This is a genomic window from Leeuwenhoekiella sp. H156, assembly GCF_052218455.1.
Lineage (GTDB): Bacteria > Bacteroidota > Bacteroidia > Flavobacteriales > Flavobacteriaceae > Leeuwenhoekiella > Leeuwenhoekiella parthenopeia.
Window position 1 is genome coordinate 2,241,180 of record NZ_CP197499.1, and the last position, 13,163, is coordinate 2,254,342.

General features: G+C 42.4%; 12 protein-coding genes. 7 read left to right on the forward strand and 5 right to left on the reverse strand.

Going from position 1 to position 13,163, the window contains the following annotated elements:
• Positions 1-34: 34 nt before the first annotated feature.
• The 5 genes from ACSSS3_RS09745 to ACSSS3_RS09765 form a co-directional block, all read right to left on the reverse strand.
• On the reverse strand, positions 35-2,593 hold the full coding sequence (locus tag ACSSS3_RS09745; protein ID WP_442844466.1) for a BamA/OMP85 family outer membrane protein: 2,559 nt from the start codon (positions 2,591-2,593) through the stop codon (positions 35-37).
• 28 nt (positions 2,594-2,621) lie between these two features.
• Positions 2,622-3,362, reverse strand: a complete 741-nt coding sequence (locus ACSSS3_RS09750; RefSeq protein WP_442844467.1) for an isoprenyl transferase — start codon at positions 3,360-3,362, stop codon at positions 2,622-2,624.
• A 10-nt stretch (positions 3,363-3,372) separates the two neighbouring features.
• Positions 3,373-4,065, reverse strand: coding sequence for a DUF6089 family protein (locus ACSSS3_RS09755; RefSeq protein ID WP_442844468.1), 693 nt, complete (start codon positions 4,063-4,065; stop codon positions 3,373-3,375).
• Between the two features lie 97 nt (positions 4,066-4,162).
• Positions 4,163-5,047, reverse strand: a complete 885-nt coding sequence (locus tag ACSSS3_RS09760) for an NAD kinase (protein WP_228230544.1) — start codon at positions 5,045-5,047, stop codon at positions 4,163-4,165.
• 12 nt (positions 5,048-5,059) lie between these two features.
• On the reverse strand, positions 5,060-5,722 hold the full coding sequence (locus tag ACSSS3_RS09765) for an acetoin utilization protein acuB (RefSeq protein WP_442844469.1): 663 nt from the start codon (positions 5,720-5,722) through the stop codon (positions 5,060-5,062).
• 87 nt (positions 5,723-5,809) lie between these two features.
• Between ACSSS3_RS09765 and ACSSS3_RS09770 the strand changes: the two genes are divergently transcribed.
• The 7 genes from ACSSS3_RS09770 to clpP all read left to right on the forward strand — a co-directional run bounded on the left by ACSSS3_RS09770 (position 5,810) and on the right by clpP (position 13,127).
• On the forward strand, positions 5,810-6,523 hold the full coding sequence (locus ACSSS3_RS09770) for a pyridoxine 5'-phosphate synthase (protein WP_442844470.1): 714 nt from the start codon (positions 5,810-5,812) through the stop codon (positions 6,521-6,523).
• Positions 6,523-7,299 carry an alpha/beta fold hydrolase gene (locus tag ACSSS3_RS09775; protein WP_442844471.1) on the forward strand — a complete coding sequence of 259 codons (777 nt, stop codon included), beginning with the start codon at positions 6,523-6,525 and terminating at the stop codon, positions 7,297-7,299. The genes ACSSS3_RS09770 and ACSSS3_RS09775 overlap by 1 nt, the downstream gene beginning before the upstream one ends.
• 253 nt (positions 7,300-7,552) lie before the next feature.
• Entirely contained in the window at positions 7,553-8,788 is a 1,236-nt protein-coding gene (locus tag ACSSS3_RS09780; protein ID WP_442844472.1) for an OmpP1/FadL family transporter, read from the forward strand.
• Positions 8,789-8,875: 87 nt separating this feature from the next.
• Positions 8,876-10,435, forward strand: coding sequence for a G-D-S-L family lipolytic protein (locus tag ACSSS3_RS09785; protein ID WP_442844473.1), 1,560 nt, complete (start codon positions 8,876-8,878; stop codon positions 10,433-10,435).
• 110 nt (positions 10,436-10,545) lie between these two features.
• Complete coding sequence (locus tag ACSSS3_RS09790; RefSeq protein WP_442844474.1) at positions 10,546-10,887, forward strand: phage holin family protein; 342 nt, start codon at positions 10,546-10,548, stop codon at positions 10,885-10,887.
• Between the two features lie 95 nt (positions 10,888-10,982).
• The gene (gene tig / locus ACSSS3_RS09795; protein WP_442844475.1) at positions 10,983-12,305 is read left to right on the forward strand and encodes a trigger factor; all 1,323 of its coding nucleotides are present in this window, start codon (positions 10,983-10,985) and stop codon (positions 12,303-12,305) included.
• A gap of 147 nt (positions 12,306-12,452) precedes the next feature.
• A complete protein-coding gene (gene clpP, locus ACSSS3_RS09800) occupies positions 12,453-13,127 on the forward strand; it encodes an ATP-dependent Clp endopeptidase proteolytic subunit ClpP (protein WP_228230589.1) in 675 nt (224 codons plus the stop codon).
• The last annotated feature ends 36 nt before the right edge of the window (positions 13,128-13,163 follow it).

The window sequence follows — 13,163 nt, forward strand, 5'->3', positions numbered from 1 at the left end:
AAATACAGGTACTTTAGAAAATATCGTGCCAAAATTAAAATTGCTGACCGATTATGAAGTGTGTTTCCCAACCATTAGGACCTCCAACGGTTCCCGGAATAGGATCAAACCCATAACCAAAATCAATACCCAGCAAACCAAATGCGGGCATAAATATACGAATACCTGCACCGGCTGAACGGTTCATTAAGAACGGATTATAATCTCTAAAATTGTCAAACGAAGAACCTGCTTCTGCAAACATCAGTGCATAGATTGATGCGGAAGGTTTTAAGGTTATAGGGTAACGCAATTCAAACTCAAATTTGTTGTAGATGGTTGCACCATCATTAGGATCTAAATCGGGGTTTTCAGATCGATCCTGAGGAAGTACAGATTGGTTTGGATAACCTCTTAAACGAATAACCTCACGCCCGTCCAGTGCAAAACCACCAAGGCCGTCACCACCCAAAAAGAAGCGGTCAAATGGCGGGATGCCACGGTCGTTGTTGTACGCGCCGAGGAAACCAAACTCTACCTTGCTGCTTAAAACCAGTTTACCTACCAGAGACGTAAACCACTGCCCTTCAAACTTCACTTTATAATACTCAAGCCAGTTAAAGCGTTCCTGGTCAATTTCTGCAATTCTTTCGCGGTCTAGGACAGGATCTGCAGCCGCGCGTTCTTCTGCAAGTTGCTTATAGTCCGTCCCATTCCATAGTGAATAGGGTGGAGCAAGCTTGGCTGTTAGATTAAATTTAGACCCTGATCTTGGAAAAATTGGGTTGATGTCGGTTTCATTACGCGAAATACCAATGGTATATGCCAGGTTTTCAGAAGAGCCGTTACCAAAGGTAAACAGACCTACGTTGTAGTTTTTTAAATCAAAGTGCTGAAAGCTTATAGCATGTGAGATGGTAAAGAAGTTATCAGGGACTTCCAATCGTTTGGCCAGACCAATAGATCCACCGGTAATCAAAAAGCGCTGGTTCGGGTCAGGTTTTGCACGGCCACTTGTAAAGTCGTAACGGTACTGTACACTGTGTGAAAAGCTTAACTGCAATTGCACCGGCTTTTTGCCTCCTAACCAGGGCTCAACAAGTGAAGCACTATAGGTTTGATAAAAGGTACTGGCCTGAGCACGTAAACTGAATTTTTGACCATCTCCCATTGGAAGCGGTTTGTAGGCTTCCTTATTAAACAGATTTTGGATGGAGAAGTTGTTAAACGAAAGCCCCAGAGTTCCCACAAAGCCACCGCCACCGTAACCTCCCTGAAGTTCGATCTGGCTGGCGCCCTGTTCTACAAGAGCGTAGTTGATATCAATGGTGCCGTCATACGGGTTGGCATTCAAAAACTGCGGATTAAGCTGTTCCGGGTCAAAGAAACCGGTTTGTCCCAATTCACGGGTTGTTTGCAATACGGCTGCCTGGCTATAACGCTGCCCGGGACGGGTACGCAGGTTGCGATAGATTACGCGGTCTTTGGTTTTGTCGTTACCAGTAATGGTAATGCGGTCGAAATATGCGAGTTTACCTTCAGTAATGCGTATTTCAAAATCTATGGTGTCGTTTTCTACATTGGTCTCAACAGGGTTGATAGAAGAAAACAAATAACCACTGTTTTTATACAGGTTAGACAGGTCATCTGCATTAGGATCCCCATCTTTAGAAATTCGTTCTTTAAGCAGAACTCCGTTGTAAACATCTCCTTTCTCAAGGCCAAGTTGCATGGCGAGTTCACGGTCTGAATATACGGTGTTTCCTAAGAAATCTATATCACCTATGTAGTACTTGTCACCTTCTTCAACGGTAAGTTTTAGGGTGATTAGATCCTCACCGCTTTTAATAAGCGTGTCTGAAACGATGCGTGCATCTCTAAAACCTTTCTCTTTGTATTTATCAATTACCGAAACTTTATCCTCGGCATAGTTCTCTGCGATGTATTTAGAGCGTTTCCAGAAGCGGATGAGGTTTTTCTGCTTGGTGTTTTTCATTTGCTTGCGCAACTTGGAGTCTGATAACTGCTCATTGCCAATGAAATCAATGTCTTCGATCTTCACACGGTCGCTGAGTTCTACATTGACGAGCATATCTACCTTTTGCCCACCTACAGAGTCTGTTACAGGCCGGGTGATGATGCTTACCTTAGAGTTGAGATAACCCTCTTTCTTGTATTTGTTCTCAATATAGAATTTGGTCTTGGTAATCAGGTTTTCGGTAACCTTGGCGCCTTTTTTAAGATCATTGTCTTTAATGATGTCTTTGGCTTTTTTCTCCTTAATACCATTTACGGTTACTTTATTAAGCTCGGGTACCTCCTCAATTTCAAATTTGAGGTCTACCACATCGCCATTGATGGTTGCGTAGAGATTGATGTCGCTAAAAAGATCAAGATCCCAGAGCTTTTTGATTACATTGCTGATGCGGTCACCGGGAAGGTAAACCTGCTCCCCGGGTCTCAAGCGGGTAAAGGCAATTACGGTTTGCTCGTTGTATTGTTTTGCACCTACTACCGATATCTCACCGATAGTGTATTGTTTACCGTTTGACACCGGTAAATCCTGCTGTGCAAAAAGGGAGGTAAACGTAAAACAGCTTACTAATAGGGACATTAAAAGGCGCTGTTTAACAGGCATCTGTTTAATTAATTTGCTCACTCGTCTTTCCAAATCGTCGTTCTCTTTTCTGATAGTTATAAATAGCTTCGTACAGATGTTCTTTCGTAAAATCGGGCCACAGGACCGGTGTAAAATACAACTCGGCATAGGCAATTTGCCACAATAAAAAATTACTTATACGCTGCTCACCGCTGGTACGTATAAGTAAGTCTACGTCAGGCAAATCGTGTGTGTACAAATGCTCCTTAATGACTGACTCGTTTATTGAATGTGGCGAAATTAAGTTTTTTTTAACTTTTTGACTGATTTCCTGAACTGTTTTTATAAGCTCCTCCCGCGCGCCGTAACTCAGGGCGAGGGTAAGCTTTAAACGGGAATTCGTTTTTGTTTTTTCGATAACCTCATTAAGCTCGTTCTGGGCTTTTTCGGGCAGGCTGTTTAAACTGCCTATCGCCGAAAGTGAGATATCATTATCCTGAAGTGTTTTAATTTCCTTCTTTAAAGAGGAAACCAAAAGGTTCATCAGCGTATCTACTTCAAACTTGGGTCTGTTCCAGTTTTCGGTAGAAAATGCATAGAGGGTTACATAAGGTACTCCCAGTTCTGCACATGCCTCGATGGTTTGTCGTACGGCTTTAGTGCCTTTCTTATGGCCTTTTACCCGTAATAATCCCTGATTTTTTGCCCATCTTCCATTGCCATCCATAATAACGGCGATGTGTTGGGGCAGTCTCTCAAGGTTAAGTTGGCTTAAAAATTCCATTCAAATTGTATTAAAAACCGCAATAGCATGGTTGCCTGCCAAAGGTATAAGTTATTGTCATTCCTGAAAACATATACCAGTCTTTATTATTGATATTGCCAAAACTTACATTGTCATAAGCTTCATCTCCCGGAAAACTTCCGTCCAGATTATCTGCAAAGGTATACCGTGCGCCTACTTCAACAGCCAGAACAAAACTGCTGCTTACCTGAGCTTTAAAGCCTAAAACCATGGGGATGGCCAGGTCGAGCTCCCGGTCTGTTTTTACCAGTTCATTTTCTACCGCATCAAGCGCAAACGAATCGTGATAAAAACCGGTTAAGCCCGTGTATAAATAAGGGCTGGCAGGTCTGTTAAAACTGGCGTGCATGTCAAAATCCCAGAAGGTGTATTCAATTCCTAGGGATCCTTCAATAAGCGAACCGCTAAATTGATACCCTCGATTTTGTCTTCGTAAATCATCACTTTCCAGATCTGAGGCCTGAAGATTTGCGTAAAGTAATGTAGCTCTAAAGGCGTGTCTGGGGCTGCGGTTCCATTTGGCAATTCCTCCCAAAACCAGTGCATTTGGGTTAATGTAATTGGATTTTCCTACATCTCCTATAAAATTGCTGCCTCCGGCATAGAGTCCTATTTCGTAGGTCTGGCTGTTTGCTTCAACCCCAAAAAGCATGGCAAGAATAAGAACTGTAAAATACCTCATCGATTTTAAAAAGTTTGCAAATATAACAATATTGTTTCGTGTCGCGCTCGTGCGATTCTTTTCTTCCTCATAAACAGGAAGTGTCCCGATTTATTGTTTAGTTGCGTTTGTCTTCGCCCCAAAGTAATTTTTTGCGAAGCGTGGTTAAGAAGGTGTCTTCTTCGAGCAAAACCAATTTAATGCTGAAAGGCGCCTTGGTCAGGGTCATTTCTGTTTCAACGGGTAGCGTGGCAATACGGGAATCCAGAGAAACCAGATGATCGGCTTCTCGGCCACTTACCTTTAATTTAATCACCGTGGAGTCCGGTACTACTATGGGCCTGGCGTTGAGGTTGTGAGGGGCGATGGGAGTAAGAATAAAGCTTGAGGTCTTTGGCATTATTACGGGGCCTCCGCAACTCAGGCTGTATCCTGTAGAGCCTGTGGGTGTCGAGATGATAAGACCGTCTGCCCAGTAATTGGTAAGATGTTCCCCGTTAAGAGAGGTTTCTACCGAAATCATAGAGGTCGAATTTTTTCGGCTTACCGTGATTTCATTTAATGCAAAATTGAGTTCTTCCAGCGTGGCATTAGGAGTAGAAGCTTTTATGCATATGAGTGAACGTTCGGTAATGCTGTAATTTTTCTTTAAAATTTCTTCTACAGAAGAAACCAGCTTTTCCTTGTTTACCGTTGCGAGAAAACCCAGCCTTCCGGTATTAATACCTACAATAGGAATATTGAGATCGCGCACATAGGTAATGGTCTGCAGGATCGTGCCATCCCCGCCAATGCTAAAAAAAAGATCGTAAGAATTGTCGAGCTCCTCAAATGTGCTGAAATGTGAGTAGGTTTTCTCAATGTCTTCGTTAGCGTGAATAAGCTTTAAGAAATGCTCTTCGATGATTACTTCAACACCTTTCTGATCGAGAAGGTCCAGAAGCTGCTGCACATATTTGCCAGAACCTTCGTGATAGAATTGACCGTAGATACCTACTTTCATAAAGGATAGTTGCTAGATGTTCAGGTATTTTTCGAGATATTGAGAGCGATCTCTCAGTTCTTTAACAAAGGCATCTTCCTGATGCTGGGAGACGATGGTGTAGCCATAGCGTCTAAAAGCCTGCAAAATGTTATTAAAGCTGGTGTTAGAACCAATTTTGATCGAGATCTGAGCGACATCATTGGCAATTCTGGAAATAAATGCTCCCAGGATTTTTCCGTCATTTGACTCTACAATCTGGCTCACTTCACTGAAACTGTAATCGTGTATGCCGTGTTCAATCACGATAATGCTTCCGGCTTCATTGAGAAATGGCGTGTTGTTGAAATAGGTCATCACATCGGCCAGTTCATAATAACCCAGATACGTGGCGCTTTCGGCGTCGAGCACAGGCATTAAATTGGTGCTGTTTTGCGCAAAAACTTCTACAACATTCAGCCAGTTGGTTTCGGTAGTCACAAAAAAGACTTCATACATATGGGCGTGATCTGCAATCCGGGTAGAAGCTTCCAGACAATGCACGTCGTTTTCGTTAAGACAGCCTACATATACACCTTCCCGAATAATGGGGATGTGAGAGTAAGTGGTCTGTGAGAAAAGTTCCTGAGCATCGCCTATGAGGCGCTGTTCTTCAAGAGGATCGATATCTTTTAATATGTAGTCGGTAATTTCCATAGTTGCACTTCAAGCAATTTAATCAAAAAAGTAAGGGGCAACGCCCTGTTACTTTGTATTTTTGCAGACAAAGTTACAATTATTGAAATGACTAAATTAAGCGTAAATGTTAATAAGATCGCAACGCTGCGCAATGCACGCGGCGGTAATGTGCCTGATCTCGTTAAAACTTCTTTAGATATCGAATCTTTTGGGGCACAGGGTATTACTATTCACCCGAGGCCCGATGAGCGTCACATTCGTTATCAGGATGCCCGTGATCTTAAAAAAGTGGTTAAAACCGAATTAAACATCGAAGGGAATCCTGTAGAAAAATTCATCAATCTGGTGCTTGAGGTTAAACCTGCTCAGGTAACACTGGTTCCTGACGCCGTTGATGCCATCACGTCAAATGCGGGTTGGGATACCGTTGCGCACCGGTCGTTTTTACAGGAAGTCATTTCAGAATTTAAAGCTAACGGAATACGCACCTCTATATTTGTTGATCCCATTTTGGAAATGGTGGAAGGAGCTAAAGAAACCGGTGCAGATCGCATCGAGTTGTATACCGAAGCTTTTGCGCTGGGTTTTAAAGAGGGACATCCTAATGCGGTAAAACCTTATGTGGAAGCAGCGCTCCTGGCTCAGGATCTCAATCTGGGTCTGAATGCAGGACACGATTTGTCACTGGAGAATGTTAAATATTTCGCAGACAGTATTCCCGGATTGCTCGAAGTGTCTATAGGTCACGCTTTAATTGCGGAAGCACTTTATATGGGATTGGAAAAAACCATTGAGTCGTATTTAAAAGCGCTGTCGTAATGGGTTTACACAGCAGTATAACGGGTGAAGGAAAAGCTTTTGTTTTTCTGCACGGTTTTCTAGGTATGGGGGATAACTGGAAAACGATGGCCAATCAGTTTGCTGAGGCAGGCTATGAGGTACATCTGGTTGACCAGCGCAATCATGGGCGTAGCTTTCACAGCGATGTGTTTAATTACGATGTTCTTGCTGCAGATTTAAAGGAATATTGCGATGCGCATGAGTTGAGTGATATTATTTTGCTGGGGCATTCAATGGGCGGCAAGACCGCAATGTTCTTTGCGATGCAATATCCTGAGCTGATTGATAAGCTTATTATAGCCGACATTGGACCCAAATATTATGCGCCACACCATCAGGAAATTCTTGAAGGGCTACAGGCGCTTGCGCAAAATAAGGAAGCACGCAGTTCGCGCGGTGCAGCAGATGATTTTTTAAGCACCCGAATTAAGGATTGGGGCACACGCCAGTTTTTGCTTAAAAACCTGTACTGGCAGAAAGATAAAACCCTTGCATTACGGGTAAATCTTCCGGTTTTGATTGACAAGGTTGAATCTATAGGGGAGGCTCTGCCCACTCAGACTGTGTACGATGGTCCGGTGTTGTTTTTAAATGGCCTGAAGTCAGATTATATTAAGCCCGAAGATTCACATCTTATTCAGGCGCACTTTCCCCAGGCTAAAATTGTAGGCATTAAAGATGCCGGTCACTGGCTTCACGCAGAAAATCCGGAGGATTTTTATAAAGAGGTGCTGCAATTTCTTCAAAATGCATAACTAGGCTCCTGTTATTCTTGTTTTGAATGAAGGGAAAAAAGCTAAAGATTCTTAGAGAGTCGTGGTGTTGTATGTCTTAAAATAGCTGTTAAATCGAATTAGTTTTAGAGTATTCATAAAAAGTGACTATTTATTCTAAGAACTCAAGAAAATTTTATAACATTGTTTTAGAAATTTATTATGCATACATAGCAATTTAGACGTGTATTCTTCAATATTTTTCCCTCTTAGTCATAATTATTTAAATCGTATCATGAGAAAAATTTTACTAGCGTCCTTATTTCTCCTGGCTTCTGCTACAACGTTTGCGGGAGGCTACCGGGTAGGTCTTCAAGGGCAAAGAGCTCTGGCAATGGGGCACACAGGTGTGGCGTATGTGAACACGGCCGAAATTGCATTTTTTAATCCTGCGGGATTGGTTTATTTAGAGAATAAGCTCAATATTTCGGCAGGTGGTTTTGGAGTGTTCTCCAGTGTAGCCTGGCAAAATGAAAGTACAGGTCAGTTTGCAAAGACAGACAGCCCTATGGGTACGCCGTTCTATCTTTACGGCTCTTATGCTCTTACAGAGTGGATGAGTGCAGGTCTTGCGGTATATACCCCTTATGGTAGTACCGTAGAGTGGCCAACAGACTGGGCAGGATCGCATCTGGTAAATAACATTGAACTTTCGGCAATATTTGTTCAGCCTTTGCTTTCGTTTAAAATTAATGACGTTATGAGTATTGGTGGTGGTCCTATTTTCGTTACCGGTAATGTGAATTTTAACCGTAATGCAAACCGTACCCTTACCGATCTTGAAGGTAATCGATCTAATATTACCGTAGACGATAGCGGCGTTACCAACTGGGGTTGGTCGCTGGGAGCCTTGTTTAATGTTTCTGATAATTTCAGAATAGGAGCGCATTACCGCTCAGAAATTATTTTAGAATCAACAGAAGGCACTGCAACTTTTGCAAATTTCCCTAATTCTCCGCTTACCCCTTCAAATGGGGATACCAGTTTTGAAGCTTCGCTGCCTTTGCCGGCCGAGCTTACTGTGGGTCTTTCTTATGATTTTGATAAATGGGTTTTCAACTTTGACTTTACCCGAACTTTTTGGGATGTTTATACTGATTTGGATATTGTATTCGGTAACGGAAGGGAATCTATCAACCCCAGAAATTATCGCAACTCGTCGCTTTATAAGTTTGGTATGGCCTACGCGCCAAGTGAGAAATTCACCTTAAGAGCGGGTTATTATTTTGACCAGTCACCTATACGTTCGGGCTATTTCGCCCCCGAAACTCCTCGTAACGATGCCAATGGTTTTACCGCAGGTCTGTCTTTTGATATTTCAAACAGTTTTGCAATTGACGCCTCTTTCCTATATGTGAGATTTAAAGAAATCAACGAGTCATACGATTATGTTGATGACGGCTCATCTTTTGGGGGTACTTATAAATCAAGTGCTTTTATTCCGGGTATAGGGGTTACCTATAAAATGTAACTGAAGCAGTACAGGTGAAGCAGCCGGTAAAGTCTCTTTTTAAGTCAGGAGGTTTCCGGTAACTAAAACATTATAACAATTTTAAAGATGAAAAATTATATAAAAATAGTGGCCCTGTCTGCCGTGTTTCTCACTGCGTGTGAAGCAGAATTAGACAATCCCATCGAAGACGGCGGAGTGTATACCAGCGGTTCTGCAGATTTCTCTAACTACGTTGCAGTAGGTAACTCCCTTACTTCGGGATATGCTGACGGAGCCTTATACATTACCGGCCAACAAAACAGCTTTCCCAATATTCTTGCGGGGCAGTTTGCCCTGGTGGGCGGCGGTGAGTTTACGCAGCCTTTAATGAATGATAATTTAGGCGGTTTGGTCAATGGCGGTACAGCTTTGCCGGGTTTTCAAAATCGCTTTGTTCTTTCAGTGGATGGTAGTGGTAACCCCGGGCCTGTTCGTCTCGAAGGTTCAGCAACCACAGATATAACAAATATACTTTCAGGGCCATTCAATAATATGGGAGTGCCGGGAGCAAAAAGCTTTCATCTGGTTGCTCCGGGTTATGGAAACATAGCAAACTTACCGGCAGCTAACCCATACTTCGTGCGTTTTGCGAGCAGCCCTAATGCAACAGTTATTGCTGATGCAGTTGCGCAGAGTCCAAGCTTTTTCTCCTTATGGATAGGTAACAACGATATTTTGAGCTACGCTACCAGTGGTGGTGTAGGTGTTGATCAAAAAGGAAATTTGAATCCTGCATCCTACGGCCCAAATGATATTACAGATCCTAATGTTTTTGCGAGCGTTTACAGTCAGGAAGTTGAAGCATTAGATGGTTCGGCTACCGGAGGGGTTTTGTTTAACATTCCTGATGTTACTTCAATCCCATTTTTCACAACGGTGCCCAATAATGCACTTGTGCTTACAGCAGAACAGGCAGCCAGTCTAACCGGATTCTTTAGAGCAGTGAGTGGCATTTTTATTCAGGGAGCGATACAGCAAGGTGTTCCCGCAACGCAGGCTCAGGCACTGGGAGCGCAGTATGCTATTAGATTTAGCGCCGGTCCTAATCGTTTCATTATTGATGTTCCGGTAACGCAGACCAATCCGCTTGGTTTCCGTCAGATGACCCAAAACGAATTGTTGTTATTAACCATAAATCAGGCTGCTTTAAGAACTCAGGGATATGGTTCTGTAGCCCTTTCTCCTCAAGTACTTCAGGTTTTAGGTAAACTGCAGCAGCAAATGCAAATTACCCCTCAGGAAGCAGGACTGGTTTTAGCTGCTGTTAATGGTATTGATGATAAAGATGCCTTAGATACTGCTGAGCTTACGGCAATTGCTAATGCGCAAACGGCCTACAACGCGACTATTTCAAATGTTGCTCAGGCTAGAGGTCTTGCTCTGGTAGATGCACGGGCGACTTTACAACAGTTGGCTAATGGAGGAATTAGTTATGATGCCGGAACCTTAACCTCCACGTTTGCTACCGGAGGCGCGTTTTCTCTAGATGGAGTGCATCCTACGCCAAGAGGCTATGCGTATCTTGCAAACCTGGCTATCGATGCTATTAATGCTACCTATGGTTCAACGGTTCCTAAAGTAAATATTGGGGATTACAACACCATAACTGCTAGCCAGGCCAATTAAATATTTAAGTAGGTTTTATGATACAACGCCGTCAGCTACTGACGGCGTTTTTTTATTTTTAAATAAATTATCAGGGGGCATTTAATCCCGTCGGGTAAAAACCAAATATTATGAAAACACTGGTAAAACTATTGCTTACCGCTATTGCGGTTATCGTTTTGGGCTATTTGTTGCCCGGCGTTAGCGTCACATCTTTCTTAACCGCTCTTGTTGTGGCTGTAGTGATTGCATTGCTTCGGCTTATTGTAAAACCCATATTAATAATTCTAACGCTACCCATTACCATTCTCACCTTCGGTATTTTTCTGCTTTTTATAAATGCGATCATCATTTTGCTGGCAGGATATTTTGTTAGTGGTTTTGTTGTAGATGGTATTTGGTGGGCATTGATTTTTAGCCTCTTGCTTTCGCTCTTTCAATCCCTGCTTTTCGCTTTGATTAAAGAAGAATAGAACCCGGCTGAATGCTAAGTGGTTATAAACTTTGCAGGCGTCTAAAAAAGATGTACTTTTGCACTCCAAATTTTATAGGAAAATTCCACTAGAAGATGAATATTACACGAGAGAATATTGATGAGCTCAATGCAGTACTCAAAGTAGCTATTGCTAAAGATGATTACAGCGAGAAAGTGCAAAAAGTGCTAAAGGATTACCGTAAATCTGCAAATATCCCAGGTTTTAGAAAGGGTCACGTGCCTATGGGGCTTGTGCAAAAGCAGTACGGCAAAGCGGTTAAAGTTGATGAGGTAAATAAATTGCTTCAGGACAACCTTCAAAAATACCTTACCGAAGAAAAACTGGATGTTTTGGGTAATCCATTACCCAAAGGCCAGGAAGATCTTAACTGGGATGAGGACAATTATACTTTTGAATTTGAACTGGGTCTCTCTCCTAAGTTTGAGGTGGATTTACAGCCTAAAGAGGCAATCACCAGCTATAAAATAGTTGTTGATGATAAAATGCTTGACAATCAAATCAAGACTATTCAGAAGCAATACGGTAAAATCACCAGCAAGCAGGAAGTTGAAGCCGGTGATGAAGTAAGCGGTAGTTTTGTAAACGAAGAAGCAGAGCTTAATAAAAAGACCACTTTTGAAGTTTCTAAGCTGAAAGGCAAAGCGAATACTTCGGCATTTTTAGGAGCTAAAGTAGGTGATACCATAACTGTTACTACCAAAGGTTTATTTGCTGAAGCCGGAGATTATCGTGCGCACTTGGGTCTTACTGAAGACGAGGCTAAGGAGCAAAATCTTGAAGTTTCTTTTACCATCGCCGAAGTAAATCACAGAGAGCCTGCAGATTTAGATCAGGAGCTTTTTGATAAATTATACGGTGAAGGTGTGGTGACTTCTGTTACTGAGCTTCGCGAAAAGATTAAAGAAGAAGGAGAGGCGCAATTCAAACAACAGAGCGATCAGCAGTTGCTTAATGATGTGACCGAAAAGCTCATCGAAAACACCAATTTTGATCTTCCGGCAGAATTTTTAAAGAAATGGATTCAGCAAAGCGGAGAGAAAGAGTTGACTTTTGAAGAGGCCGCAGAAGAGTACGAGCGTTCTGAAAAAGGCTTGCGTTACCAGCTTATCGAGGGTAAAATCATTGCAGATAACAACCTGCAGATTACTTTCGAAGAAATTAAAGAATACGCTAAAGAAATGATTAAGGCGCAAATGGCACAATATGGCCAGATGAACCCTTCCGATGAGGAGCTTGAGGGTATTGCTGCCCGCATTTTGAGCAATCAGGATGAGGTACGTCGCCTTTCTGAGCAGTTGATGAACAAAAAATTGCTTGATTTCTTCAAAGAGCACGTAAAATTAAAAGAGAAGGAAGTGACCTTTGACGAGTTTGTCAAAGAAGTTTACAACTAGTAATTCTCTAAATTATATAGTATCTTTAAGGCGTTTTAACTTTGGGGTTGAAACGCCTTTTTTACTTAAAATTTAGGAGGTGTGTCTACACCTTTTTTAATGAAATTTCAATTTTGGGATGGTATCCTGAAACATTCAAAAAACACTATGAATTACGCAGAAGAATTTAAAAAATACGCGATTAAAGATCAGGGGATCAGCAGCACCTATTACGACAAGATCGTAAGCAGTATGCATCCCGTGGGTCTTACGCCTAATATTATTGAAGAGCGCCAGATGAATGCTGTCGCGATGGACGTGTTTTCACGTTTAATGATGGACCGTATCATTTTCCTGGGAACAGGGATTAACGATCAGGTAGCAAACATCGTACAGGCTCAGTTGTTGTTCTTAGAAAGTACTGACGCCTCTAAAGATATTCAGATTTACATAAACTCACCGGGTGGTAGCGTGTATGCCGGTCTGGGGATTTACGATACCATGCAGTTTATTAAGCCTGATGTGGCGACTATCTGTACCGGTATGGCGGCCTCTATGGGAGCTGTGCTTTTGTGCGCAGGTGCCAAAGGCAAGCGTAGCGGTCTTACACACTCACGAGTGATGATTCACCAGCCTTTAGGCGGTGCACAGGGACAGGCCAGTGATATTGAGATCACAGCCCGCGAGATTATAACCTTAAAAGAAGAGTTGTATAAAATCATCTCAAAACACTCAGGTCAGCCTTATGACAAGGTATATGAAGACAGTGACCGTGATTACTGGATGAAAGCAGATAAAGCGCTCGAATACGGTATGATAGACGAAATACTCGCAAGAGACTAAGTACACACAGGTTTAGATCTGTAAACAGGATTTTAG

Coding starts and splice junctions, on each gene's coding strand:
- ACSSS3_RS09765 (WP_442844469.1), bottom strand. CDS start 5,722: ATGGAAATTACCGACTACATATTAAAAGATATCGATCCTCTTGAAGAA.
- ACSSS3_RS09785 (WP_442844473.1), top strand. CDS start 8,876: ATGAAAAATTATATAAAAATAGTGGCCCTGTCTGCCGTGTTTCTCACT.
- ACSSS3_RS09780 (WP_442844472.1), top strand. CDS start 7,553: ATGAGAAAAATTTTACTAGCGTCCTTATTTCTCCTGGCTTCTGCTACA.
- clpP (WP_228230589.1), top strand. CDS start 12,453: ATGAATTACGCAGAAGAATTTAAAAAATACGCGATTAAAGATCAGGGG.
- ACSSS3_RS09750 (WP_442844467.1), bottom strand. CDS start 3,362: ATGGAATTTTTAAGCCAACTTAACCTTGAGAGACTGCCCCAACACATC.
- ACSSS3_RS09745 (WP_442844466.1), bottom strand. CDS start 2,593: ATGTCCCTATTAGTAAGCTGTTTTACGTTTACCTCCCTTTTTGCACAG.
- ACSSS3_RS09770 (WP_442844470.1), top strand. CDS start 5,810: ATGACTAAATTAAGCGTAAATGTTAATAAGATCGCAACGCTGCGCAAT.
- tig (WP_442844475.1), top strand. CDS start 10,983: ATGAATATTACACGAGAGAATATTGATGAGCTCAATGCAGTACTCAAA.
- ACSSS3_RS09790 (WP_442844474.1), top strand. CDS start 10,546: ATGAAAACACTGGTAAAACTATTGCTTACCGCTATTGCGGTTATCGTT.
- ACSSS3_RS09760 (WP_228230544.1), bottom strand. CDS start 5,047: ATGAAAGTAGGTATCTACGGTCAATTCTATCACGAAGGTTCTGGCAAA.
- ACSSS3_RS09775 (WP_442844471.1), top strand. CDS start 6,523: ATGGGTTTACACAGCAGTATAACGGGTGAAGGAAAAGCTTTTGTTTTT.
- ACSSS3_RS09755 (WP_442844468.1), bottom strand. CDS start 4,065: ATGAGGTATTTTACAGTTCTTATTCTTGCCATGCTTTTTGGGGTTGAA.